Raw genomic sequence first — 26,131 nt, 5'->3', positions numbered from 1 at the left:
TTGTTTGTCATTCTGCTGCTTTTTAACGGAATTTATACTGCCTCTTAGCAATAAAAAACTTACTTATTGTAGGAAAATCTTGTGTTTGTTCTCATATAAAACTATTTATGGAGTGACAATGGTGCATGTATTATACTTACATTTTTGATTCGAAAATTTATGCAGTTGTTTCTAACAAAATTAGTCAACAAATTCTATTGTTTAAAGATGAGAAATAAAGTAATCATCATTTCTAGTATTGCTTTTATTCTACTGTTTTTTATCAGCAGTGCATTTTTAAAAAAGATCAGGCGGTTCATAGTGATAATGCAACTAGTAGCTTTTCAGTAAAAACTCAAGAATGTGCGCCGCAAAACCGCACTATATATTTAAATTTTTCTGGTACAGTAAATCCCTTACATAGAGCTAGCCTTGTCTCAAAAATAAGTGGTAAGATTATTGCTATTTATTTACCTGATGGTGAAAAGGTAAAAAGAGATGATGTAGTGTTAAAGATAGAAGATTATGACAGGATTGAGCAATCTCAGAAAGCCAAAGCTTTATTAAAGCAGCGTGAAATTGAGTATGATTCCTCTCACAAACTGAATAAAACAGGCTATGGAGCACAAATACAAGTAGAAGCAGCTTTTACTGCGTTACAAAGTGCAAAAGCTGACCTAAAAAGGCTAGAATTGGATTTAGAAAATACTGCAGTCAAATCTCCTATAGATGGTTATATTGATAAAATCAATGCAAACGAAGGGGATTTTGTTAATGCTGGGCAAAAAATAGCTGACGTGGTTGATTTCGATCAAATTCTTGTGGTGTTATACGTTTCGGAAAATGAAGTAAATAAAATAGAGCTAGGCAGCACAGCTCAAATTAGTTTACTGGACGGAAAAGAATTGGCAGGTGAAGTAAGTTTTATTAGTAAAATTGCTGAGCCTAAAACTGGGTCTTATAGGGTAGAGGTAAAGGTAATTAATAATAAAATGATATCCTTGCAGGGACTAACTGCCAACGTAAGACTACCTTCAGGCGAAAGATTTGCATATAAAGTTCCTTCTTCAGCCCTGAGCTTAAGTGACGAGGGTGCTCTTGGAATAAAGATTGTTGATGACAATAATTATGTAATATTTGTACCAATAGAAATTGTTGATCATGAGAGCGATGGGGTTTGGATAGTAGCAAATAACGAAGGTAAACCCATAAAGTTAATAGTATTGGGCCACCTATTTGTTAAGCCTGGTGATAAGGTTTAAGACATAAGATCCTTTTTCATAGCTTATACTACGTTATACCAATCCCAGCGTCTGGGCACTGGTTTCTTGGTACTTATTCCGCAATAATTTTTTTTTCCTTCAATAAATTTTGCAGTTCGCCTTTTTCGTACATCTCGCGAGTGATGTCGCAACCACCGATAAACTCTTCCTTTATATATAATTGTGGAATTGTTGGCCAATCAGAAAACTTTTTTATAGATTCACGTATTTCATCATTCTCCAACACGTTAATATACTTAAACTTCACGTTCAATTTTTTTAGGATTGACACGACGAGTCCAGAGAATCCGCATTGAGGAAAATCAGAAGTGCCTTTCATGTACAACACCACATCATTTTCCGCTATATCTTTTTTTATTTGTTCAAAACTGCTCATAAATTCACCTTATTTTTAAGTATTAGTTTCCAGTTGCAAGGCGTGTATAGACTGACCTTCCAGAGCTTTATATACCATTTTATGCTGTTCTATTTTTGTCTTTCCAAGAAAGCGCTTGGAGGTTATTTTTAAATGATAATGATCATCATCTCCAGCAAGGTCCTGAACCTTTATATCAGCGTCGGGGAACGATTGTTTGATGATCCTTTCTAATTCGTGAATTGCAATAGTCATTGATTTGCTTTAAATTACAATACTTTCATTATAAATCTAAAACGACTGGGTGCAATTGAATTATTGATTATATGGTTACTAATATTGTGAAGACAGTAGATTCAGCGTGTTAAGTGTACTAGCAAGGCGAGATTTCAATTGATTTTCATATTTACTCCAATCTTGTATTGCCTTTCTTGCAATACCTGAATCAACTGCGGCTTTTGCAACAGCAGGAGATACTATAGAAATTAATCTTGGGTCAAATGGAGTAGGTATTATATATTCACGTCCATAGCTCATTTTACGACCGCCATAGGCTGCAGATATCTCGTCAGACACTGGCTCACGGGCAAGCTTTGCTATTGCATCTGCAGCTGCAATTTTCATCTCATCATTTATTGTTGTTGCATGTACATCAAGCGCTCCTCTGAATATATAAGGAAATCCCATTACGTTGTTGACTTGATTGTTGTAATCTGACCTGCCAGTTGCGATTATTGCATCTGGCCTCACAGATTTTGCAAACTCAGGCCTTACTTCTGGATCGGGGTTGGCGAGAGCGAAAATAATCGGGTCTTTGCCCATACTCTTTAACATCTCTTCATTTAACACATCTTTTGCAGATAATCCGATGAATACATCAGCGCCTTTTATTGTATCAAGTAGAAACGTTCGGAAGTATCAATTGCATATTTTTCCTTCCACTCATTCATGTCCTCGTTTCTACCTTTGTATATTACTCCTTGCTTATCACACAGCACTATATTTTTAGCGCCCATGGACTTTAGTATTTCTAAACATGCAATACCGGCTGCTCCAGCACCATTCATAATGATCTTAACGTCCTCTAATTTCTTTCCGACAATATCAAGAGCATTTTCTATACCAGCTGCAACAACCACTGCAGTTCCATGCTGGTCATCATGGAACACTGGAATATCCATCAGTTCATTCAGACGTTTCTCTATTATAAAACAATCGGGAGATCTTATATCCTCTAAATTTATCCCCCCCAACTTGGCCCAAGGTACCTTACTGCATTGATGAAATCTTCTATATTTTCTGTACCAACTTCTATATCAACTGCATCAATATCAGCAAAACGCTTAAATAAAACAGCTTTGCCTTCCATGACAGGTTTTGCAGCAAGAGGACCGATATTACCAAGCCCAAGCACTGCAGTGCCATTTGAAATGACAGCTACAAAATTGCTTTTTGCCGTATAATCATAAACAACCTCAGGATTTTTAGCTATTTCAAGGCACGGAGCTGCAACGCCAGGAGAATAAGCAAGTGACAAATCATACTGGGTAGATAAAGGTTTTGTTGGCATGATTGAAATTTTACCAGGGTTACCACCTCTACTGTGATACTTAAGTGCCTCTTGTTTTGTGGTATTATCTAAATCATCGTTCATTCTTATATTTTAAGCTTGTAATTTTTAAGTATATGGAGTTTTTATAAATGTTCAATTGTAAACTATTAGCTTGTGAACTCTGTTGTACTTCTGTATAAGTTTACCTATTACGTAAGATGATATTACATGCTTAAGAAAAACGTGCCTAATTTGCTTACAATTTCTCGTGCACTTGCAATACCAGCAATAATATTAAGTTTTTATATAGAAAATAAATATGCAGGCCTGATAACAATATCAATCTTTGTGTTTGCGTGCATTACGGATTTTTTTGATGGTTACTTGGCGCGTGCGTGGAAAGTCCAATCAAAGTTTGGCAAGCTATTTGATCCAATTGCTGATAAATTAATAGTGGTTTCAACGATAATTATGCTAGTTTATAAGCAGAAGATAAATGATTTTACAATAGTACCATCGATTATCATCATCTGTAGGGAAATATTAGTTTCGGGTTTACGGGAGTTCCTTATAGCTATAAATGTTAGTCTACCTGTAAGCAAAGCTGGCAAAATTAAAACATTTTTGCAGATGGTTGCTGTAGTAGCGCTAATAATGAACGATTACGACACAACTCAATATATAGGTGCAATTTGTTTATGGGTTGCAGCTATTATAACTATGTGGTCAGGCTATAATTATATCCTAGCCGGCATCAAACAGGTTGACTGAATTTCTTGAGAAACAGTTAATATACAAAAGTAGTTAATACTTTCATAATATTGACTGAATAGTTAAAATCCTGTATAATATATTAGTTAATAGGGTTTATATGACTGATAACTTTAAGACTACGTTTTCTCCTGAAGATTTTTTTGGGGATTTTTGGCTGACAGTTGATAAGGAAGTCAAAAAAGAAAGGTCAGAACAAGAGTCATTAACACTAAAAGAAGAAGCAGAAAAAAAGAAGAAGCTTGAACAGGAGTTATTAATGCTAAAAGTAGGAGAAGCAGAAAAAAAGAAGAAGCTTGAACAAGAGCTATTAACACTAAAAAAAGAGAGCTATATAGACAATGTGTATCATTGGTAACAATGGTTCCATTTGCATTATTTATGGCTATTGAACTGGAAAAAATATGTAGCGATCAGGTATTACTTGGCGTGATAAGTGGCGCGCTAAGCCACACTATATTACCTTCTATGGTCCTATCTCTTATTTGTACGCTATATTTAATTTACAATAATAGGAAAATAGCACAAAAAGAACGAGAGTTGGAGAATATTGAAAATGGAGAGGAAGTAAAGGAAAAAGAGCACAATATTTCTGATATAGGTCAGTGTTTGATCTATATTGAGGCTATAACAACTGCACTGATTATTGTAGGTATGATAATGGGTGAAACATCTTCACTTGAAGCAGCAGAGGATGCAATTTTATTTCTTGCCAATGCAATTGCTTTTCTTGTAACTCTTGTTTCTTATATTGATGAGCATGAAAAAAATAAGAAAAAGGAAACAGAAAAATCTAATCTTGATGAAAAATCTAGCAAGAAAACTAGCAATATGTCTGTAGCCGGATTGGCGCTTGCTGGTTCTTCTATATTTTTAATAAGAAGGATAATGTTAATGGCATTAGCATCGTCCTTAAATCCTGCTGTTGGGCCTACTTTAGGCTTGATAGGTATTGCACTTTTTATGGTTGTACAGATATTAACTACACATTCCTACAGCAAAACGCTGAAAGATCCAAAAGTGGAAGGACAAGGTAAATCGAGGAATGCAGGTAGTTCTGACCGTAGTTATAAAGAGGAAGGGCCGGCTATTGCCTAAGAAATTTATTTATTTAAGTAATATTTAGGTCTATACTTTATTTTGATCGAAAAAAATCTTATGTATAAGACTTTAATCACGTGCTTTATTTTCCTAATTTGCTCCTTTACACAATCGTATGCGGATGATCTTGAAAAAACTGAAGCTGAACTATATGAGGAAGCAGTTGAACTTTTTGACCAGAAAAAATATAAACAAGCTATTAGGGCATTTCAAAAGATAGAAGATTTGTACCCTTTCTCTTATTGGGCAAGGAAAGCAAAATTATTATCTGGGGTTTCTCACTATAATATGGGTAACTACAGTAGTGCTGCAAGTGATATGGATGATTATATATACGTTTATTCAAATGGTGAAGATTTGCCATATGTGTATTACTTAAGAGTACTATCTTATTACATGCAAATTAACAAAGTGCAGCTCGGGCAACAAGTTGCATATAAAACTTTAGAGCTAGCTACAGAGTACATTAATCTCTTTCCAGGCAGCGAATATGTAGACGAGATGAAGGAAAAAGCAAAGCTGATCACAGAGCATATATCAACAAAAGAGTACTCTATCGGTAAGTTTTACCTGAGGCGTGGTGAATATTTAGCAGCAATTAAGCGTTTCCAGAATATAGCAAGCTATAAGGATTCTAAATATTTTTCTAAGTCTATTAACTATTTAATAGCAGCCCATTCAGCTCTTGGCCTTGACTTAGAAGCTGAGCAGTATGAAAGTATGTTATTAGCAGAAAACCTGCAAGATGCCAAGCCAGAGGCTTGAAAATTTGCTTTAGCTTTTTCTATGCTTTGATATATAATTAGGTTTTTAACTATTTGAATATGGCTGGTCATTCACAATTTTCAAATATAAAACATCGGAAAGGCACTCAGGATGCAAAGCGCTCTCAAAAATTTACGAAGCTGATTAGAGAAATAACAGTTGCTGCAAAGCAAGGGCTACCCGATCCCGAACTCAACCCGCGCCTTCGCTCTGCTATATTTGCTGCACGCAAGGAAAATCTACCAAAAGATAAAATAGAAACAGCAATAAAAAATGCAACTGGTAACGTTGCTGGAGAAAATTATGAGGAAATCCAATATGAAGGTCATGGGCCTTCTGGCACTGCACTTATTGTCCATGCCTTGACTAATAACCGCAACCGTACTGCTTCTGAGGTACGTTATATATTTTCTCGCAAGGGTGGAAACTTGGGAGAAACAGGAAGTGTTAGTTACCTTTTCGATCATGTAGGCTTAATCGTCTATAAAGCAGAGGGTGTGAATTTTGATGATTTATTTAATTATGGGATCGAGTTAGAAGTATTGAATGTTGAGGAAAATGACAAAGAAGGATTACACGTTATAACTTGTGAAATAAAAGATTTTGGTAAAGTACGCGATGCCTTTTATGCAAAATTCGGAGAACCAGAACTTGCTCGTCTTTCGTGGCAACCAAAGGATCTAGTTGAAATTAGCGATAAAGAGTTGATCGATAAATTATCCACATTGGTTGAAGAATTAGAAGATAATGATGATGTACAGTATGTTGAAGGTAATTTTACTTTTGTTGATAAGCTATGAGGCTGGTAATATTTGTATTGCTTTGTATTTTACCAGCATATGCTACTGAAACATCAACAGATCTTGCACAGCCATTCCAGCATGGAATCAGAAAAAAAGCTACTTTGACGACAGAAAGTGATGGAAAGTTGTTATTCATATCTAGTGACATAAAATCCTCTTTTTTTGACACGGAAGGGTTGGCGCCAAATACAGTGGTAAAATTGATCAACATATATAAAGATTTTGGTGTTGATTTTAAAAAAGACATTGTGCCGAAGAGTAAATTGGAGGTTCTTTTTGAGAGATCGCTCAGTAATCAGAAGACTGAAGAAAAGATTTTATATGCTTCACTGACAATAAACAAGAAAGCTATTAGTTTATATCATTATAAATCGCAAGACGGCAAAGAAAGGTATTTTAATAAAGAAGGAATAAGCTTAAAAAATGGCGAAATTTTTGCAAATCCTTTAAATGGAGATTATCGCATATCCTCAAAATTTGGCAATAGAAAGCATCCTGTTCGCGGTAAAATTGCTTTTCACAAAGGAGTGGATTATGCAGCTAAGCTTGGCACTCCCATATACGCTGCTGCAGAGGGTGTGGTAGAATATATAGGAAAGAATGGTGGCTATGGAAATTACATCAAAATAAAACACAAAAATGAATATTCAACCTGTTATGCGCATATAAGTAGATTTAGTGGCGATATAAAGTTAGGCTCTAAAGTAAAACAGGGGCAGGTCATTGCCTATGTTGGTAGCACTGGTGTTGCAACAGGACCCCATTTACATTACGAAGTTATATATAACGGCAAACACATCGATCCGCTTACGATAGCGCATGAAACTGAAGTAAAATTGCCTGATCATGAATTAAGAGAGTTTAAACTATTTGTAAATAAGATAAATAAAACGATCAACAGAGAGGGTTCAAGTGAAAAAGAAGTTTAAAGACAATATGGATAAGAATACGATAAACGATAGAAATTTAAGTCAACTCCGGTTTTTTCCTGTACTAATAGCGCTAGGATTAATTTTATCGCTGCTTTTTTTGCATATGACAGCACAATTGCGCTTGGAGTTGCTGCTGTTTCAATTTTGACTTTTCTTCAAGGATTTTTTATTAATGACCCTAATGAAGCAAGAGTGATAGAGTTTTTTGGTCATTATATTGGAACTTATTTTAAGTCTGGAATATGTGTAACGCTTCCCTTTTCAAGCAAATATATAGTTTCCCTAAAATTTCAAAATATCAACACAGAAAAAATAAAAGTGAATGATGCAAATGGAAGTCCAATAGAGATTTCTGCAGTAATTGTTTGGAGAGTAAACAGCCCTGCAAAGGCGTATTATAATGTTAACAACTATCACGAATTTGTTTTTGTACAAAGTGACTCAGTAATAAGAGAATTAGCAAGCAATTATCCGTATGATAGCGAAAGCGATGAGGAATCTTTACGTAAAAATTCTGATAAAATTTCAGATGAATTGCGGTCAATGTTACAACAAAGATTAGATATTGCAGGAATTGAGATTACAGAAGCAAGAATATCGCATTTGGCGTATTCGTCCGAGATTGCACAAGCAATGTTAAGGCGTCAACAAGCACATGCTATCACTTCGGCAAGAAGGCATATAGTGCAAAATGCAATAGGAATTGTCGAGGAAGTAATAGCTCATTTTGAAAAAAACAAAAGCTTACAATTAGATGGCAAGCAAAAGGTTCAATTGATAAATAATTTGTTGGTTGCCCTAATCTCTGAGCAAGATGCACAACCGACGATTAGTTTGGATAATAATTAGCATAGAAGCCGATTGGGTTTCATGAATGCAAGTCACTATTAATTTCTTGATTAATAGACTAAATGATGTTATAAATTACACGCATTAGGGGTGCTCTAGAAAAGCTGAGAGTACATAAAGTACAACCCTTTGAACCTGATATTGTTAAAGCAAGCGTAGGAAAATGTATGTATATAAATATTGAAGAATGCTTCGGCTTCATTGCGTTAATTGCATCTCTAATTGGATTATCACCTCAAGTATATAAAGCATATATCACTAAAGTTACTCGTGATGTATCGATGCTAATGTTAGTAAACTATCTTATTTGTTCATTGTCTTGGATTGGCTATGGTCTTTACCAGAGCTCAATTTTTGTGGTGCTTAGCAATATTGCTGGATTAGTGATTAGCATAATATCAATTATTTAAAAATGTTACTACGATGCAAAACCTGCACCATGATCATGTGCTGCACTGCAGTACACAACAACAATATCGTTCTATTGTAGTGCTAAATGGAGAAATACCGAGCTCATCGTTTTTTAAACGAGATATACCTATTATTGCTGTAGATGGAGGAGCAAACAAGCTTCTATCAATTGGCGTAAAACCTGATCTTGTAGTAGGAGATTTGGATAGCGTAAATCTGGATTTACGTGCTAATTTGAATACGATATATCTACCTGATCAAGATTATTGCGACTTTTCTAAAGCAATGGCTCACTTAAAAACAGTAAAGTTATTGCCATCAATAGTAACGGGTATTACTGGAGGAGCAATTGATCACATACTACAGAATATTAACATTTTTCTAAGTACGGGCAGTATCTTTTACACACCTTCACCTCCCATGGTAGGTTACATCCTACAAAAAAGTATTACCCATTTTTCTTTGCCGAAAGATACTAAAATATCTTTACTTGGTATACCGAGAGCTCAAATATCAACCAAAGGATTAAAATGGGAACTGCATCTTAGCAACCTTGCTTTTCCAGGAAAGAATTCTTGCTTTAATCGAAGTTTAGGCAGTAAGTTATCTATAGAAGTACACAGTGGTATATGTTTGGCGATGGTTTATTTAGAAGCAGTAGATGATGCTGCAAGACATCATGTGCGTCAAGTTAAGAAGTAAATAGACTTCTTGCATAACCCAAACTAAGTAGAAAAAAGGTATCATCCAAGTAGCTAACACTGGTTCCTTTATGACGTGTCATTCCAGTGTCAGCTACTTGAATGACAGCAGTCCTACGTCATACCGCCGCGGTATCTCAGATCCCGCTAACAAGCAGCGGGATGACGAATTGCTTAACCGTCATACCGCCACGAACCGTCATACCGCGATTCATTCGCGGTATCTCTTAGCATAGATCCCGCTAACACGTAGCGGGATGACGAGGTTATCGTCATGCCACCGCGAACCGTCATTCCGCCGCAGACCGTCATTCCGCGATTCATTCGCGGTATCTCATCCGCTAACACGTAGCGGGATACTTGACCTTTACAGGGATGACGGTTGTCGTTCAGCTACAAATATTAAGAAATTTACCAAGCGGAAAAAAAGGCAAAAGAAGCCCCGTGGTGCGAGTTTTGACTCTATATTACTGTAAGTGGCGCTGTAATAATGTGCTAACGCTTAAAATAAGCGCGATTTGGCTGAATGTAGAAAAAATTTAAAAGACATGCAGCCGCTATAATTTTATGTAATCCGCCAAAAAATACCCTAAGTTTTTTACTGAATTTTGTCATTGAGCCTGCAGGTCAAAAACAAGTTTTGAGTCATAAATACCCTTATTATCATAATAAGGGGGCTGGCGGAGTTTGTCAAGGAAGTTTTTTGTTTCTACTGAATGACAGTTGTGGCTTGGGAGGTAGTGCAAGAAGTCTATTGTATTACTGAATTATTAATAATTCAGTAATAGTGCCTGCTATGTAGCTAAAATTTTCCTTTAACTTAAGCTATATGTAGCTAAAATAACTTGGGTTTACCGACGATTTGACAAACGACAAATTCGTCATCACGCTGCTTGTTAGCGGGATCTAGAGATACCGCGGCGGTATGACGTAGGGAAACCTGACTTGCATTAGCCATGTATAATAAAGGGAATCTATGACAAAAGAATCATTGGTAAAAACTGATATAGTGAAAGTTGAAGACAAAAAAGCGGTAAGAAGCTTTTTTAAAATACTAGGTGGAGTGGCAGATGCTGTAAGATCGTGGATTGGTAACATCGGTCCTGATTTAAGCAACAGTCGCGATATCGATAGTTTAGTCTTGAAGATGAACGAGTGCTTAAACCCAAAGGGAGGAGAGGTTTCAGCACGTAAGAACGCTGTATCTCTTGGTAACCTGTACTTGAGCTTATCAGAGAAAGGTAAAATAAAATTTCTACAAACCCTGGCAGAAAAATTTAATCCGAATAAAGCGGAAATAGATGAGAAAATTAAAGAGTATAAGAAAAACCAAGATCCCGAGTTAAACTATAAATTTGAACAGGATTTAATAAAAATTCTTGAATCACCGCGTTCTAAAATATTGAAGCAATTTATTTCTCTACCAGAAGGCCTCAAGTTTATTGTTGATATGCGTTCTGATGTGCTTAAGCTAAAGAACCAATATAGAAGCTTGAATCCACTAGAGAATGAATTAAAAAATATACTCTATACTTGGGTTGATGTTGATCTACTCGATCTTCGTCAAATCACCTGGGATTCACCTGCATCATTGCTAGAAAAACTTATAAAATATGAAGCTGTGCATAAAATTTCCTCTTGGGATGACTTAAAAAACAGACTAGATTCTGATCGTCTCTGTTTTGCTTTCTTTCATTACAAAATACCAAACGAACCTCTAATTTTTGTAGAGGTTGCATTGGTGAATAAGATTGCAGATAGCATTCAACACCTTTTAGATGAATCAGTACCTTCAAGTGATCCAAGTAGTGCAAGCACTGCTATATTCTACTCAATATCAAATACTCAAGCAGGGTTATCTGGAATCAGCCTTGGTAATTTTTTGATCAAAAGGGTTGTAGAAAAGCTATCGCAAGAGTTTAAAAGTATAAAAACATACGCAACTCTTTCTCCAATACCTGGCTTTACGAAATGGCTAAAAAACAATCTAAACCAAGATGTCACTTTATTGGGCAAACTAAATATAAAACAATCTAGTGCAGAAATTTTAGAAAGTGCAGAGCAATTAAAAACTAACGTTGAATGTACAAATGAAACTAAACAATGCATGCTTAAACTGTGTACATATTATTTACTAAAAGTGAATAATAGTAATGGAAATGCTTATGATCCGGTGGCACATTTTCATTTAAGCAATGGCGCATCAATAAAACAATTAAACTGGATGGCGGATACTTCTGAAAAGGGTATTAGTCAGTCGGCTGGAATGATGGTGAATTATCTGTATGAGTTGCCTAAAATAGATAACAATCATGAAAACTATATGGTTAATAAAGTGATTTCCTGCTCGAAAAAAGTGTCGTCTATGTTGAAGGAGTAAATAGTCTCTTAATAAATAATTGCCCTCACAACACTTAAAATGTAAAATAGTTTTACTAATTAAGTATAGTAGGCCATAAATGAACAACATAAGAAATTTTGCAATAATAGCGCATATAGACCACGGTAAGTCAACGCTTGCTGACCGTTTAATAGAGAAATGTAACGGCCTTGAAGCAAGAGAAATGATCAATCAAATACTCGATTCAATGGATATAGAGCGTGAACGTGGCATTACAATTAAAGCACAGACGGTAAAACTCAATTATACGGCAAACGACGGTAATCAATATTGCCTAAATCTCATGGACACCCCAGGTCACGTTGATTTTTCTTATGAGGTAAGTCGAAGCTTAGCTGCATGTGAAGGTTCACTTTTAGTGGTAGATAGTAGCCAGGGTGTTGAAGCTCAGACTCTTGCAAATGTATATAAAGCTATTGACAACAATCATGAAATAATAGTTGTACTCAATAAAGTTGATCTCCCTGCTGCAGATCCAGAAAAGGTAAAACTCCAGGTTGAGGAAGTAATTGGCATTGACGCAAGTGAGTCAGTTTTAATATCAGCCAAGACTGGTCTTGGAATAAGGGATGTATTAGAAGCTATAGTGACAAAACTTCCAGCTCCTCAAGGTGATGTGAATGCTCCACTACAGGCAATTTTAGTTGATAGTTGGTATGACACTTATTTGGGAGTAGTAATTTTAGTACGAATTAAAAATGGAGTGCTAAAAAAGGGCATGAAGATTGTTATGATGTCTAATAACTCTACATACCAAGTGGACAATATCGGTATTTTTACTCCTAAAAAAGTAATGACAGGTGAACTCTCAGCAGGTGAAGTTGGTTTTATCACTGCTTCAATGAAGGAAGTTGCAGACTGTAGAGTGGGAGACACTATTACTGAAGAGAAAAGACCGTGCAGCAAGGCATTGCCTGGTTTTAAAGAAGTGCACCCTGTGGTATTTTGTAGTATTTTTCCTAATAAAACGGACGACTTTAAATATTTAAGAGAAGCACTGGAAAAATTACATTTGAATGATGCAAGTTTTACTTTTGAAGCAGAAACTTCAAATGCGCTAGGCTATGGATTTCGTTGTGGTTTTTTGGGAATGTTGCATCTTGAAGTTATTCAAGAAAGGCTCGAGAGAGAATTTGATTTAGATCTAACAGCAACTGCACCGAGTGTTATATATAAGGTTACAACGCAAGGTGGTGAAGTTCTGAGCATTCATAATCCTAGTGACATGCCAGATCCAACAAAGATTGAAATGGTAGAAGAGCCGTGGATTACTGCAACTATAATGGTCCCTGACCAATATTTAGGTGAGATTCTATCATTATGTGAAGAGAGGAGGGGAGAACAGGAAGATTTATCTTACATTGGTAACACAACAACAGCATTGTTAAGATATAAGTTACCACTGTCTGAAGTTGTTTTTGACTTTTATGATCGATTAAAATCAATTTCCAAGGGGTATGCAAGTTTGGATTGGGAAATTTCCAGCTATCTGGTAAGCCAAATAGATAAATTAAGCTTTTTAATTAATGGAGAGCCCGTAGATGCACTGGCTTGTATCGCTCACAAAAGCAGAGCAGAAAAAAGGGGGCGTGAAATATGCGCACGCTTGAAGGATCTAATACCACGTCAGCAATATAAAATCGCGATTCAAGCGGCAGTGGGCGGGAAAATTATTGCCAGAGAAACGATTAATCCATATAGAAAAGATGTAACAGCTAAACTCTATGGTGGAGATGTAACGCGAAGAATGAAACTACTTGAAAAGCAAAAGAAGGGTAAAAAAAGGTTGCATTCTATAGGGAACGTAAATATTCCACAGAATGCTTTTATTCAAGCTTTGAAGATAAGTGATTGATCTTAAAAGACTTCTTGTATAGTTTTTGGCAACAACCGTTAGAAACGAAAAAACTTACTTGACAAACTCCGCCAGCCCCCTTATCATCTTACTATTACCCACAAATAAAAACATAGTATTGTATTTACTCAAATAATTTAATTTTATTAACCTGAAAGCTTATTGGATTAAAATTATTAAACTAAGAGTTATAATTTTAGCAACTAAAAGCTGTAAATTGCACCATATAAACAGTTATTTCAAGCAAAAGTTATGCCATTAAGAGCTATGCAACAAACATTTATATTTGTGGGTAATAGTAAGCTTATCATGGTACTGGAGGTATTCAGTTATCTTCATCTGTGCAGATTAAACAGCAAGAAAACAACGTATTGGCGTCTTATTTTTAATTTTTTGCACTATGTGCACCTTATGTCTTCACAACATTTCTGGGTTTTTACCTATATAAGCTGAAACGCGCTTATAAGTCGTTTAAGACAGTATAGTACGCCAATTTGCAGGATTAGAGAGTGACAACTAGCTAACACGGGGTTTCTTTTGCCTTTTTTTCTGCTTAGTAAATTTCTTAACGTTTACAATTTTGTTATAAAAGTAGCTAAATTGGAGCGTTGAGAGTAAAAAACGCCAATTTATAAAGTTAATATAGATAATTAGCCAACCATGGGGTTCCTTTTGCCTTTTTTTTCGTTTGGTAAATTTCTCAAACATTTATGGCTAAAGTAATTTAGGTTCACCGACAACCGTCATCCCGCTACGTGTTAGCGGCTAAGAGATACCGTGAATAAATCACGGTATGACGTAGGATTGCTGTCATCCTGCTGCGTGTTAGCGGATGAGATACCGCGGCGGTATGACGGTCTGCGGCGGTATGACGGTTCGTGGTGGCATCTCGTCATCCCGCTACGTGTTAGCGGCTAAGAGATACCGTGAATAAATCACGGTATGACGTAGGATTGCTGTCATCCCGCTGCTTGTTAGCGGTATCTAGAGATACCGCGGAGGTATGACGGTTCGTGGCGGTATGACGGTTCGCGGTGGCATCTCGTCATCCCGCTACTTGTTAGCGGGATCTATGCTAAGAGATACCGCGAATGAATCGCGGTATGACGAGGGAGAACAGTTGCTACTTGTTAGCGCCGCGGCGGTATGACGGTTCGTGGCGGTATTACGGTTAAGCAATTCGTCATCCCGCTACGTGTTAGCGGGATCTAGAGATACCGCGGCGGTATGACATAGGACTGCTGTCATTCCAGCGCGTGACGCTGGAATCTAGAAAAAGAAAACGGATCCCAGTGTCTGGGCACTGGGATGACATCGTTTACTATGTGATATCGTGCCATATTACAATGTTCGTGCAGTTGTGTGTCAACTACTTTTGTGGCACCGTTTGTTATTCAATCTTTATGCTAGCTTTACTAAAAATTATAGTATTTTAGGTATAATTGCAATATCTAAATTTAAGGTATAGGGATGAACCCTAGGAAAGTTTTTAATATTCTTTTTATAGTATTATTTATTTCTTTTTCTCATGTTGGGAGTGCTGCCGCTGACACTAATGCTGATACAACTGCTCAAGTAATATGTAATATTATTGGCTACGTTTGGGGAATAGGTGGACCGCTTATGACCGTAGTGATAATAGGTGCAGCTTTGCTTGCGATATTTGGTAGAATGCCATGGCCAGCTCTTTTTGCACTCGGTATATTTTGTGCTGTATTTTTCGGTGCTAAAACTATTGTGACAAAAGTAATGGGTGGTATAGGTGGAAATACTTCTTTGATGGACCAATGTGGAGTGGACAAACAGAAATAAATTCCGATAACATTTTGCCAGTAAATTGCTTTTATATATTGTATTAGAAGTTAAAAATTATTTTTTTTCTAAAACAGACCTGATGCACGGCTTCAACTATATCTTCCACTTGTGGTAATGCTTTTTTTTCTAGATTTGCAGCGTAAGGTAAGGGGATGTCCTTGCCAGTTACGCGCATAACTGGAGCATCAAGGTAGTCAAATCCTTGTTCCATAACAACGGCTGACAGCTCTGCTCCTATTCCTGCAAATGGCCATCCTTCTTCTACACTAACCAACCTATTAGTCTTCTGAATAGAGTTAATAACAGTTTGAGTGTCAAGTGGTCTTAAGGTTCTGAGGTCAATAACTTCAGCTTCTATACCTTCACCTGAAAGTAAATCTGCTGCGTTTAAAGCATCCATTAATTTCAGTGAGAAAGCAGTGATAGTTACATCCTTTCCTTCCCGTATAACAGCAGCCTTGCCTATCTCAAGTAGATAATCTTTATTTGACAGCTCAGAGTCAGAAACTTCATGTTCATGTCCGTAAGCTATTTCGTTTTCTAGAAATATTACCGGACTCAGGTCACGAATTGCAGCTTTAAGCAGACCTCTGCAATCGGAGGCAAAGTAAGGTGCTATCACTTTTAATCCCGGTATATGCGAATACCAAGATGCAAAGCATTGAGAGTGTTGTGCAGCAACTCTTGCTGCAGCACCATTTGGCCCACGAAATACTATGGGGCATCCAAGTTGTCCACCTGACATATAATTTGTTTTTGCTGCAGAATTCACGATTTGGTCGATAGCCTGCATAGAAAAATTAAAAGTCATAAATTCGACAATTGGCTTTAATCCAGCGAATGCTGCTCCAACAGCAAGGCCAGCAAATCCATGTTCGGTAATAGGCGTATCAACCACTCTATTTTCTCCAAACTCTTTCAGTAATCCTTTTGTTACTTTATAGGCACCATCATACTCTGCAACTTCTTCACCGATGATCAACACGTCAGGGTCGTTTTGCATTTCTTCTCTGATCGCTGTGCATAAAGCTTCTCTTACACTTAAGGTTGCCATTTATAAACTTTTATAGACTTTAACTAAAGTAACTATATCAGAATTACTAGGAAGCGTACAAATTAAGTTTTACAAACTGACCTTACCCAGATGATATGAATAAGTATTACTTGGTTGAAAGCAAGAGAAGATAATAACTTCTCAGAGTGGATAGGTGGCAGTTCTTTTGAGGCACTGTCTGCTCTTACATGGAGTGTAGGAAGAAGACCTCGTGACCCAGATTCTGCCACCGATGAGGCTCAGTCACCTTTTGATAGCCTGAAGATGGCTTTATGTTTCCTGTTTCTTTTTTCCTTTTCCTCTATAAATATATTGTTTTTATATTCAGTTTAAATATTTCACTAATTCTTTTTATCGTCATTGTTTTTTCATCAACTGCTTTGAGAACTCGTTCTCTGAGGTCTTCACTATATGGGCTTGGCATTTTTCATCTCTTTAATATGCCATTATAACCTATTCTATCCTTCAGGTAAACCTTTCTTGGGTTAGCTATAGCAGTGGGAATAGCAGTTGGAGCTTATTGTCTGGTTGCTGCTGCAATCATATACTATTGTAATAGACCTTCAAATTCACTTGAAAATAGCAAGGTCTAAGGGTTTTCTGGAAACCATGAACAACCTACTCTGTAAAATTCACAAGACCTATTAAAATATTTTTTTACTTTTCATCGTATATTTCTCAACATATTATCTTTAAATACTAAAATAATTAACAATATGGCATTATTAATAGTTGAATCACCTGCGAAAGCAAAGACAATAGGCAAATATTTAAGTAAAGAGTTCAAAGTAGCTGCATCCTTTGGACATGTGAGGGATCTTCCAGCAAAAAACGGTTCTGTCGATCCGGATAATGATTTTGCTATAAAGTATGAAACCATTGAAAAAGCAGAAAAGTATATAAAAGAGTTAGTAAAAGCAGCGAGTAAAGCATCAGATATATATCTTGCAACAGACCCAGACAGAGAAGGGGAAGCAATGGCTTGGCATGTGATAGAGACATTAAAAGAAAAGAAAGCAATCAGTAATGAAAACAACATTTATAGAGTAGTCTTTAATGAGATAACAAAGAGAGCAGTTCAAGAAGCAATAAAGAATCCACGTGAAATTAATATGGACTTAGTGCGCGCACAGCAAACACGCAGAGCTTTGGATTATCTAGTTGGATTTAGCTTGTCACCGCTGCTGTGGACAAAATTGTCGGGAAGCAAATCTGCGGGGCGAGTTCAATCTGTTGCATTAAAGCTTATATGCGAACGAGAAGATGAAATCAGTAAGTTTATAACACAGGAGTATTGGAGCATAAAGGCAGAAATGCAAAATAGCAAAGATGAGGCTTTTTTTGCTATGCTGAGTCACTATGACAATAAGAAGCTAGAAAAATTTGATATTAAAAATGAAGAAGAAGCAAAGAACTTAGTCAGGGAGATTGAATCAAGGCAATATGCTGTAAGCACAGTAGAACGCAAGCAAGTTAAGAGAAATCCGCTTCCTCCATTTATTACCTCTACTCTACAGCAAGATGCAGTGAATAAGCTGTATTTTAATGTGAAAAATGTTATGCGCATAGCGCAAAATTTATATGAAGGTATCGATATTGGTGGTGAAACTGTAGGGTTGATAACTTACATGCGTACAGATGGGTTTCATATTGCAGATGAGGCTATAAACTCAATTAGAGGGTCAATTAAGTCGTTATATGGTGATAAATATTTACCACAGTCTCCTCGTAAATATGTAAAAAAGGTCAAAAATGCTCAAGAAGCACATGAAGCAATTCGTCCAACTGATATCAATAGAACGCCGGGTAGTATTAAGGATTACTTAACGCCAGAGCAATTTAAATTGTACGATTTAATCTGGAAAAGAACCATTGCAAGTCAAATGGAATCGGCGATTCTTGATCAAGTGGTAGTTGAAATTAGTTCTACTGATCAGAAAGTGATTCTGCGAGCAAGTGGATCAAGTATATTCTTTGATGGTTTTTATAAAGTCTATCAAGATAACATGGAAGCCGAAAATGAAGGCCTGCTACCTGCCATGAAGGAAGGGGAAGCGTGTAAGCTGATTTCAGTTGAGCCAAAACAGCATTTCACTCAACCGCCACCTCGTTATAGTGAAGCAAGTATCGTTAAAAAAATGGAGGAAATCGGTATAGGCCGTCCATCAACTTATGCGACAATTATTTCGGTATTGCAGGATCGTGAGTATGTTACACTGGATAATAAAAGATTTATTCCAAGCAGTCGTGGTAAGATCGTTACCATATTTTTAGAAACTTTTTTTCAGCGTTGTGTAGAGTATGATTTCACAGCACAAATGGAAGAAAAGCTTGATTTAATCTCAAATGGACATGCAGATTGGAAAAAAGAATTGAGCCACTTTTGGGTGCCATTTTTTGGTCATGTAAATTCTGTCAAGCAAATGACACATGATGAAGTTTTCAGCGGCATTCACGATTTGGTAGTTAATTGGTTTTGTTCAGAGGAAGGAAAAGAAGAAATAGGTAAGAAATGCCCTGCTTGCTCTGATGGTATATTAAAATTGAACTTTGGGCGAGCAGGAGTGTTCCTTGGATGCTCTAACTATCCTGAATGCAACCATACAAAAGAAATTACAGGTAGTAATGACAATTTAGAATATCCAAAAAGTTTAGGTGTAGATGATATAACAGGCCAAGAGGTAGTAATTAAAAAAGGTCCTTTTGGGCTTTACCTTGAGTTTAATAGTGAGTCCAAAAAGAAAAAAACAGTTTCCATACCAAAGGATCTAAATGTTAATGATATTGATCTGAATACCGCTACTCAGTTACTTTCCTTGCCAAAAGTAATCGGAGAACACCCTGAGACCGGAAAGGAAATAAAAATAGGCCTTGGACGATTTGGGTACTATATTTTTTATGATGGTAGATATTTTTCTCTTAAAAAAAGCTCTAAAGAGGTGCTGAATACAGAATTGAGCGAAGCTGTACAAATTATTGCAAACAGTCCACGCAAAGAGTTAAAATCTCTCGGGGTTAATGAAAAAGGAAAAGAAGTTTTCATCTGCAACGGTAGGTACGGATTCTATATAAAATGCGATAGAACAAACGTTGCTTTGGGTAAGAATGCAGATATTGAAAGCATAGATTTGAAGAAGGCTTTAGAGTTGATTAAGGGTAAGAAATAGACTTCTTGCATAACCATATGCTCTTTATTGTCACTCCAGCGCGCGACGCTGGAATCTAGAAAAAAGAACCTGGATGCCAGTGTCTGGGCACTGGCATGACACCCTTTCTGGTAGAGGTTGCTCTCAAATCACAACGTGCATACAACTGCAGCGGCATGATGTTTTATTTATTATAGCTATAACACTGAAGTTTACAATCAGAACAAACCACTTGGCCACGTGGAACTGACTTCAGCTTGTCCGTTGAAACTTGATTTGAGCAGAATATACATTTTATTGTGTTGCTTGGAGTAAGTGAGTTGTCAACAGTAATTCTATCATCAAAAACAAAACACTCACCTTCCCAATTACCATTTTTATTATAAGTTTTTTCAAGGTAAGAAAGAATGCCGCCTTTCAGGTGGTATACATTGTTAAATCCAAGATTTTTCATGTACGCTGTTGATTTTTCGCATCTAATCCCACCAGTGCAGTACATAGCTACTTTCAGGTCTTTACTCTCAGAGAAAGACTTTGCCCACTCAGGAAAATCGCGAAAACGCTGAGTATGTGGATTGATTGCATTTTTAAACTTGCCTAATTTCACTTCATACTCATTTCGTGTATCTATTACTAAAACGTCAGGTTGAGAAGTAAAATCATCCCAATGCTCTGGATCAACATATTTACCCTTAAGGGAAATATCAAGATTGCCTACACCAAGATTCACAATCTCTCTTTTTAATTTTACCTTCATCTTGCTAAATGGTTGATATTCTGCTGCACTCTCTTTCCATGTAAGGTCCCTTAGCCTATAATCAGAACGTAGAAAATCGAATATTTTATCAATCGCGTTTCTTTCACCAGATACGGTTGCATTAATACCCTCTTCTGCAAGGAGTATAGTACCCTTTAATTCAATGTTGTCGCATGCAGTTTTTATTTCGTCTTTCATGTCATAATAATTAGAGAGTTCTACAAAGTGATAGAAAGTTGCAATGACGAAGCTCATGATTATTCACTTATCAACTAAAAACATGATATACAAAATTATAAAGATATTCAATAGTACGGCTGTTAATTACTGGATATCTTCAGTTTTTACATATAACATTTTAATATCAAATATAGATCCAAATTAATGTTTTTGAGAGTATTTAAAAATATATTCTTATTTTTAGTAAGTATATTATTCGTCTGTCCTATACTATCGTTAATATCGATTCTATTTACAGAATCAGCAAATTCTGGATGGGTAATCAGCACACTTTTCCCTGAATATATACTGAGTACGCTAATTTTGATGATAGGAGTGGGGGGATATCCTTCATATTTGGAGTGATTCCAGCATGGCTCACCACATTTTTTTCATTTCCTGGAAGTAAAATTTTTGAGATTGCTTTGTTCTTTCCGATATCGATTCCTGGATATATAGTAGCGTTCGTCTATGTAAATACACTAGAATTTTCAGGTCCGGTGCAGAGCTCATTAAGAGACATTTTAGAGTGGAGCAAAGGTGACTATTGGTTTCCTGAAATAAAATCCCTAGGTGGTGGAATATTAGTAATGGGATTTAGTTTATATCCATACGTTTATATGCTAGTCCGCTCAAGTCTAAAGAATGTTAGTAACTCAGTCACTATTGCGTCAACACTTGGGTTCTCCTCATTACAGAGCCTGTTTTCTGTCATCATACCTTCCATACGTCCATCAATTATAGCTGGGTTGTCCTTGGTACTAATGGAGGTAATTACGGATTTCGGCACACCACAGTTTCTTGCTATCGATACTTTTACGACAGGAATATATCGCACCTGGTTTTTACTGCATGATAAATATTCAACTACTGTTTTAGCAGTTGCAGAATTGATTTTCGTTGCAACACTAATAGCTATCGAAAAGAAACTACAAAAAAAAGGAATATCTTACTCTTCAATCAACGCTAATGCAGATTATCACAACAAACGGAGTGTAAGTGGCACTATACCATTGATCTTTGCTTATCTTATGTGTGTATTGCCGATATTAATAGGTTTTATTTTGCCAATGATTCCGCTCATATATTGGAGCATAGAGAAGGGGTTTTTCATATACGAAGCAAGGTTCTATAATATAATAGCAAATAGCGTTAGTTTATCATTTATCACCGCATTAATCTCAATTAGCATTGCAATAATGATTGGATATACGGCGCGTAAAAGTAAGGTAATCAATAATGTAGCACGTCTCATTTCTTTAGGCTACGCAATTCCAAATGCAATTATCGCAATTAGCATAATAATATTTTTAAGCAGAATATCTTCTTTCATTACTCAATATATTGTGGAAATTAGCTTGGTAGGAACTATTGGCGCATTAGTTTACTCATATTTATTTCGTTTTTTTGCTATATCTTTCAAGGCGGTAGAATCAGGGCTCAAAAAAACACCAAATGAAATTGAGTGGACTGCATATACCATGGGTCATGGGCCTATTTCCACATGTTTGAATGTTCATATCCCTCTCATCAAGAAGAGTATATTATCGGGATTTTTGCTCGTATTTATGGATACTATCAAGGAGCTCACAGCAACACTCATTATAAGACCATTTAGTTTTGAAACTATATCAACTAGAATATATGAACTTGTAAGCGATGAGCGCTATAGAGAAGCTGCCCCATTTTCGTTGATAATAGTTATAATAGGCTTAATCTCTACAATAACCTTATTTACACTTGATGATAAGGATAAAAAATAAACGTAACCGTTCACAGATTTCCACTTAATTCTTCAATCTCACTAATAGAAAGGCCAGTAAACTTGACAATAGTGTTGACATCAACATTATTAGCCAGCATTGCTTTTGCGACTTCAATTTTCCCTTCAATTTTCCCTTTCTCTATACCTTTTTGTATACCTTTCTCTTCAGCAAGATCAAGTCTGTATTCAAGAATGGCTTCTTCTTTCCGTAGATCCATTATTCTTTCTTCGTAAGCTACTAAATCTTTTTCGTTCCAACGAAACTTGTCTAATTCATCATATGCTAGCTTTATTATTGGCGCTTTTTCTGCTATCTCTTTTAAGTCCTCTTCTGTTGTTTCTTCTGCGTATTTAAAAAAGAAACACCACCTTTCTACTATACTTTCTAACTGCTCTACTTTACTTTTTGAAAATTTGGGCAATTCTATAAAGATAAATTGAAAATCTTTTAAGTAATGGCCGTTAGTTTTTATATCACGTATATTGTGAGTAGAAATATAATCAACTTCTTCAGGAAGTAAGTTACAATTTGATATAGCAATAAAGAAGACTTTCTTTAAATCAATGTAGTTGCCAGATTTATCTAATTGTCTTGAGTAGGCTTTAGCGGCATATAATTGAGCGCGTTTTTCGAAGCCCTTGTCTCTAGCGAGCTGCATTTCTGCTATATATCTATTTCCGTGAGAATCCTTGCAGAGAACATCAACAATACTTTGTTTATCAGAGGCAACTTCGGGATCCATAATAGTGCTAAGAAACTCAACTTCTTGTATTGCATTTATCTCAGTAAACCCTAAAATATCGTTCAAAAAGTGGATCAGGATATTCTTATTTTTTTCCGTTCCAAAGATTTTTTTGAAACACAAATCATTGCGAGGATCGAGAAATTTTGAAAGAGCCATGGCAAAAATGCTTGAAAATATTAATAATTATACACTATTATTAACAATTATTCAACCATATTTTTGAAGATAGCTATAGCTATGCTGCCGCGGTATCTCTTAGCATAGATCCCGCTAACAAGTAGCGGGATGACGAGGTTATCGTCATGCCGCCGCGGCGCTAACTAGTAGCGGAATGACGGTTTTTCAAATTGTCGGTAAATCTAAGTCAGTTTAGCTATAGGCAGCAATTTTCTGTATTTATTTTAAATTGAAGAAAGCTCAAATGAAAGATCATGTTTTGCTAAAAATCACAGAATGCAGTCTGGTTACAAATAAACTATTTTGATAGTTAATGGGGTCTAGTTTTGACGTATGGACTATCCAAAGAAAAGGGTGGTATCATAACCTCAAAAATTTTTATGCTTTCTTCATTCAGAAATTCATACTTACCCTGCATTATTCCTGACGGTGCATTTAAGTATGTTCCACTTGTGTATTTAAATACCTCTCCAGATTTTATCACAGGTTGTTCTCCGATAACACCAACTCCGGCAATTTCATTTATTTTTCCCTTATAATCTATTATTTGCCAATGACGACTTAATAATTGAATAGTTGATTGGCTTTTGTTTTTTATCTTAACGTTATACATCCATATATAGCAATTTTCATAAGGAATGGATTGCTCTTCAATATAAATTGGTAAAACTGTAACTTCAACAAAGTTGGTAGTTAGTGTGTACTCTATCATTATAGAATATTCATGATAAAAAGATAGTATTTTAATTATATACTTTTTTCATAGATTTTTCAAGTATACTTTAATTAGGAAATATCAATTTATAGTATGAACGAACCAGATGCGCTTAGCAAAAAAGTAATAGGAATAATAGGTGGTGGACAATTAGGTAAAATGACTGCTATCGCTGCAACAAAACTTGGACAAAAAACACATGTTTTTGCCAGTGCTAAGGACGATCCGGCTTGCTCTGTTGCTGATGATTTCACAATAGCAGATTTCTCTGATAAGAAAGCGCTTGAATCTTTTGCACAGAGTGTGGATTTGGTCACTATTGAGTCTGAAAATATTCCATGTAGTGCAATTGATATCGATGTAAATTTTTATCCGGGTAAAAAAGCGTTACACATTGCGCAAAATAGGCTTAGAGAGAAAGATTTCATTAGAAGCTTGAGTATAAAAACTGCTGAATACAAAAGTATACAAAATTATAATGAGCTACTGAAAAGCAGTAGAACTTTTGGCTATCCAACAAGGCTGAAAACAACAGAAATGGGTTACGATGGAAAAGGGCAATATGTGCTTGAGAATGATTCTGAAGTGAAGCAATTTGCTTCCTTTGATTGGAATACAGAGTACATTCTTGAAGCAAGTGTTGATTTACTGAAAGAGGTTTCAATAGTCATTGCAAGAGATAAAAACGGTAAAGTAGCTTTTTTTCCTATAGCAGAAAATTACCACGTTGATGGAATACTTGATACTTCAACAGTGCCAGCTAAAATAGATAGCAAATTAACTCAAGAGGTACAACGAGCTGCAAAGAAAATAGCAAATGCGCTCGATGTAATAGGAATTCTGGCTATTGAATTTTTTGTTACTAAAGATAACGAATTGTTAGTTAATGAACTAGCTCCAAGACCTCACAATTCTTGCCACTGGAGCTTGGATGCATGTAACGTTAGTCAATTTGAACAGCTGGTTAGGATAATATGCGGGCTACCTATGCAGGAAGTAGTATTACGCTTTCCTTGTATGACGAAAAATATAATAGGTAACGATATATATGATTCTCATAAGTATTTGAGCAACGAAAAAGCTAGTTTAACCATATATGGAAAAAAAGAGGTTAGAGATAAGCGTAAAATGGGACATGTCAATATAGATTTAAGTTAATAGTTTTTCTACGTCATTCTGCCACAACTGTACGAACATTGTGATATGATGAGATGTTACATAGTAAACGGTGTCACTCTAGCACGTATTTGTACGAACATTGTTATTTGAGCACACCAGGAAGGATGTCATTCAAGTAGCCCCTTTGTTGTCATCTGAGTAGCCCCTTTCTCGTCATCCCGCTACGTGTTAGCGGGATCTCATTTCACTTTATGAGGGTGTCATCCAAGTAGCTGACACTGGTTTCCATCCAAGTAGCCCCTCTTGTCATCCCAGTGTCAAGCACTTGGATCCAAGATTGGATACTGAGTTGGTGAGTATAAAAGTGTTGTGTTATGGCTAACGCTGACTCTACGTCATACCGTCACGGTATCTCTAGATCCCGCTAACACGTAGCGGGATGACGGTTGTCAAGGTTTCATCCCAGTGTCAAGCACTGCCTTTGTGTTTGTACGAACATTGAGATATAAGAGTCAAGAAAAAAGATGTCATCCCAGTGCCCAGACACTGGGATGGATCTGTTGCAAGGTGATGTTTTACTCGCTTGCTTTGCCAGCTCTTTTACATATTTTTCTGCTTTCTCAATAATCTCATACTTTATGGCAAAATCATTATCTGGATCAACAGAGCCGTTTTTTGCTGGAAGATCTCTCACATGTCCAAAGGATGCAGCTACTTTGAACTCTTTACTTAAATATTTGCCTATTGTCTTTGCTTTCGCAGGTGATTCAACTATTAATAACGCCATATTGTTAATTATTTTAGTACTTAAAGATAATATGTTGAGAAATATACGATGAAAAGTAAAAAAATATTTTAAT

24 protein-coding genes, 5 pseudogenes and 1 riboswitch are annotated in these 26,131 nt (G+C 36.2%); of the genes and pseudogenes, 19 read left to right on the top strand and 10 right to left on the bottom strand.

Features of this window, described 5'->3' with window-relative positions:
* Positions 1-159: 159 nt before the first annotated feature.
* Positions 160-1,241: pseudogene (locus tag NMD99_RS03450) on the top strand (efflux RND transporter periplasmic adaptor subunit).
* Positions 1,242-1,314: 73 nt separating this feature from the next.
* Here the strand turns inward: NMD99_RS03450 and grxD are convergent.
* The 3 genes and pseudogenes from grxD to NMD99_RS03435 all read right to left on the bottom strand — a co-directional run bounded on the left by grxD (position 1,315) and on the right by NMD99_RS03435 (position 3,271).
* Positions 1,315-1,638: a Grx4 family monothiol glutaredoxin gene (gene grxD, locus NMD99_RS03445; protein WP_164224629.1), complete on the bottom strand. Its 324-nt coding sequence runs from the start codon at positions 1,636-1,638 to the stop codon at positions 1,315-1,317.
* Between the two features lie 15 nt (positions 1,639-1,653).
* Complete coding sequence (locus NMD99_RS03440; RefSeq protein WP_253309175.1) at positions 1,654-1,872, bottom strand: BolA/IbaG family iron-sulfur metabolism protein; 219 nt, start codon at positions 1,870-1,872, stop codon at positions 1,654-1,656.
* A 78-nt stretch (positions 1,873-1,950) separates the two neighbouring features.
* Positions 1,951-3,271 (bottom strand): annotated as a pseudogene (locus NMD99_RS03435) (malic enzyme-like NAD(P)-binding protein).
* 126 nt (positions 3,272-3,397) lie between these two features.
* On the opposite strand from NMD99_RS03435, the gene pgsA reads away from it, so the two are divergent.
* The 9 genes and pseudogenes from pgsA to NMD99_RS03390 all read left to right on the top strand — a co-directional run bounded on the left by pgsA (position 3,398) and on the right by NMD99_RS03390 (position 9,503).
* On the top strand, positions 3,398-3,940 hold the full coding sequence (gene pgsA, locus NMD99_RS03430) for a CDP-diacylglycerol--glycerol-3-phosphate 3-phosphatidyltransferase (protein ID WP_253309177.1): 543 nt from the start codon (positions 3,398-3,400) through the stop codon (positions 3,938-3,940).
* A 100-nt stretch (positions 3,941-4,040) separates the two neighbouring features.
* Positions 4,041-4,298, top strand: coding sequence for a hypothetical protein (locus tag NMD99_RS03425; protein ID WP_309166827.1), 258 nt, complete (start codon positions 4,041-4,043; stop codon positions 4,296-4,298).
* Positions 4,299-4,300: 2 nt separating this feature from the next.
* Positions 4,301-5,038, top strand: a complete 738-nt coding sequence (locus tag NMD99_RS03420) for a hypothetical protein (protein ID WP_309166826.1) — start codon at positions 4,301-4,303, stop codon at positions 5,036-5,038.
* Positions 5,039-5,098: 60 nt separating this feature from the next.
* Positions 5,099-5,806: an outer membrane protein assembly factor BamD gene (locus NMD99_RS03415; RefSeq protein WP_253309179.1), complete on the top strand. Its 708-nt coding sequence runs from the start codon at positions 5,099-5,101 to the stop codon at positions 5,804-5,806.
* Between the two features lie 59 nt (positions 5,807-5,865).
* On the top strand, positions 5,866-6,606 hold the full coding sequence (locus tag NMD99_RS03410; protein WP_253309949.1) for a YebC/PmpR family DNA-binding transcriptional regulator: 741 nt from the start codon (positions 5,866-5,868) through the stop codon (positions 6,604-6,606).
* Complete coding sequence (locus NMD99_RS03405) at positions 6,603-7,538, top strand: peptidoglycan DD-metalloendopeptidase family protein (protein WP_309166823.1); 936 nt, start codon at positions 6,603-6,605, stop codon at positions 7,536-7,538. The genes NMD99_RS03410 and NMD99_RS03405 overlap by 4 nt, the downstream gene beginning before the upstream one ends.
* Positions 7,539-7,545: 7 nt before the next feature.
* Positions 7,546-8,390 (top strand): annotated as a pseudogene (locus NMD99_RS03400) (SPFH domain-containing protein).
* Positions 8,391-8,466: 76 nt separating this feature from the next.
* Positions 8,467-8,569, top strand: a riboswitch (TPP riboswitch).
* Positions 8,558-8,800, top strand: a complete 243-nt coding sequence (locus tag NMD99_RS03395; protein WP_253309181.1) for a SemiSWEET family sugar transporter — start codon at positions 8,558-8,560, stop codon at positions 8,798-8,800. (Overlaps the previous riboswitch by 12 nt.)
* Before the next feature lie 13 nt (positions 8,801-8,813).
* Entirely contained in the window at positions 8,814-9,503 is a 690-nt protein-coding gene (locus NMD99_RS03390; RefSeq protein WP_253309182.1) for a thiamine diphosphokinase, read from the top strand.
* A 173-nt stretch (positions 9,504-9,676) separates the two neighbouring features.
* On the opposite strand, the gene NMD99_RS03385 is transcribed toward NMD99_RS03390, so the two are convergent.
* Entirely contained in the window at positions 9,677-9,850 is a 174-nt protein-coding gene (locus NMD99_RS03385; RefSeq protein WP_265017302.1) for a hypothetical protein, read from the bottom strand.
* A 628-nt stretch (positions 9,851-10,478) separates the two neighbouring features.
* Here NMD99_RS03385 and NMD99_RS03380 point away from each other — a divergent pair.
* From NMD99_RS03380 to NMD99_RS03360, 5 genes are all read left to right on the top strand, one after another.
* Positions 10,479-11,882: a malonyl-CoA decarboxylase gene (locus NMD99_RS03380; protein ID WP_264687944.1), complete on the top strand. Its 1,404-nt coding sequence runs from the start codon at positions 10,479-10,481 to the stop codon at positions 11,880-11,882.
* 79 nt (positions 11,883-11,961) lie between these two features.
* Positions 11,962-13,758 carry a translation elongation factor 4 gene (gene lepA / locus NMD99_RS03375; RefSeq protein ID WP_253309184.1) on the top strand — a complete coding sequence of 599 codons (1,797 nt, stop codon included), beginning with the start codon at positions 11,962-11,964 and terminating at the stop codon, positions 13,756-13,758.
* 777 nt (positions 13,759-14,535) lie between these two features.
* Positions 14,536-14,676 (top strand): hypothetical protein, encoded by a 141-nt coding sequence (locus NMD99_RS03370; RefSeq protein ID WP_309166818.1) that lies wholly within the window; start codon positions 14,536-14,538, stop codon positions 14,674-14,676.
* A gap of 85 nt (positions 14,677-14,761) precedes the next feature.
* Positions 14,762-14,908, top strand: a complete 147-nt coding sequence (locus NMD99_RS03365; protein WP_264736090.1) for a hypothetical protein — start codon at positions 14,762-14,764, stop codon at positions 14,906-14,908.
* 320 nt (positions 14,909-15,228) lie between these two features.
* A complete protein-coding gene (locus NMD99_RS03360; RefSeq protein ID WP_253309185.1) occupies positions 15,229-15,570 on the top strand; it encodes a TrbC/VirB2 family protein in 342 nt (113 codons plus the stop codon).
* Between the two features lie 43 nt (positions 15,571-15,613).
* Here the strand turns inward: NMD99_RS03360 and NMD99_RS03355 are convergent, their stop codons facing one another.
* Positions 15,614-16,627: a pyruvate dehydrogenase complex E1 component subunit beta gene (locus NMD99_RS03355; protein WP_253309186.1), complete on the bottom strand. Its 1,014-nt coding sequence runs from the start codon at positions 16,625-16,627 to the stop codon at positions 15,614-15,616.
* 301 nt (positions 16,628-16,928) lie between these two features.
* A complete protein-coding gene (locus tag NMD99_RS03350) occupies positions 16,929-17,051 on the bottom strand; it encodes a hypothetical protein (protein WP_264687946.1) in 123 nt (40 codons plus the stop codon).
* Positions 17,052-17,124: 73 nt separating this feature from the next.
* On the opposite strand from NMD99_RS03350, the gene NMD99_RS08115 reads away from it, so the two are divergent.
* Entirely contained in the window at positions 17,125-17,220 is a 96-nt protein-coding gene (locus tag NMD99_RS08115) for a TomO hydrophobic C-terminal domain-containing protein (RefSeq protein ID WP_425244434.1), read from the top strand.
* A gap of 123 nt (positions 17,221-17,343) precedes the next feature.
* Positions 17,344-19,794, top strand: a complete 2,451-nt coding sequence (gene topA / locus NMD99_RS03345) for a type I DNA topoisomerase (protein WP_253309187.1) — start codon at positions 17,344-17,346, stop codon at positions 19,792-19,794.
* Between the two features lie 163 nt (positions 19,795-19,957).
* Here the strand turns inward: topA and trhO are convergent, their stop codons facing one another.
* Positions 19,958-20,785 (bottom strand): oxygen-dependent tRNA uridine(34) hydroxylase TrhO, encoded by an 828-nt coding sequence (trhO, locus tag NMD99_RS03340; RefSeq protein WP_265017441.1) that lies wholly within the window; start codon positions 20,783-20,785, stop codon positions 19,958-19,960.
* Positions 20,786-20,914: 129 nt separating this feature from the next.
* On the opposite strand from trhO, the pseudogene NMD99_RS03335 reads away from it, so the two are divergent.
* Positions 20,915-22,512, top strand: a pseudogene (locus tag NMD99_RS03335) (ABC transporter permease).
* A gap of 10 nt (positions 22,513-22,522) precedes the next feature.
* Here NMD99_RS03335 and NMD99_RS03330 read toward each other — a convergent pair.
* Positions 22,523-23,416: an Rpn family recombination-promoting nuclease/putative transposase gene (locus NMD99_RS03330; protein WP_264731013.1), complete on the bottom strand. Its 894-nt coding sequence runs from the start codon at positions 23,414-23,416 to the stop codon at positions 22,523-22,525.
* A 331-nt stretch (positions 23,417-23,747) separates the two neighbouring features.
* A complete protein-coding gene (apaG, locus tag NMD99_RS03325) occupies positions 23,748-24,149 on the bottom strand; it encodes a Co2+/Mg2+ efflux protein ApaG (RefSeq protein ID WP_253307374.1) in 402 nt (133 codons plus the stop codon).
* Between the two features lie 96 nt (positions 24,150-24,245).
* Between apaG and NMD99_RS03320 the strand changes: the two genes are divergently transcribed.
* On the top strand, positions 24,246-25,310 hold the full coding sequence (locus tag NMD99_RS03320; protein WP_253309191.1) for a 5-(carboxyamino)imidazole ribonucleotide synthase: 1,065 nt from the start codon (positions 24,246-24,248) through the stop codon (positions 25,308-25,310).
* 535 nt (positions 25,311-25,845) lie between these two features.
* Here NMD99_RS03320 and NMD99_RS03315 read toward each other — a convergent pair.
* Positions 25,846-26,058, bottom strand: a pseudogene (locus NMD99_RS03315) (toprim domain-containing protein); the annotation flags it as partial.
* Positions 26,059-26,131: the final 73 nt, after the last annotated feature.

This window comes from Wolbachia endosymbiont of Listronotus oregonensis, from assembly GCF_031205055.1.
Classification (GTDB): domain Bacteria; phylum Pseudomonadota; class Alphaproteobacteria; order Rickettsiales; family Anaplasmataceae; genus Wolbachia.
The sequence above is the reverse complement of the archived record's forward strand: the minus strand, read 5'-3'. Positions and strand labels throughout refer to the sequence as shown.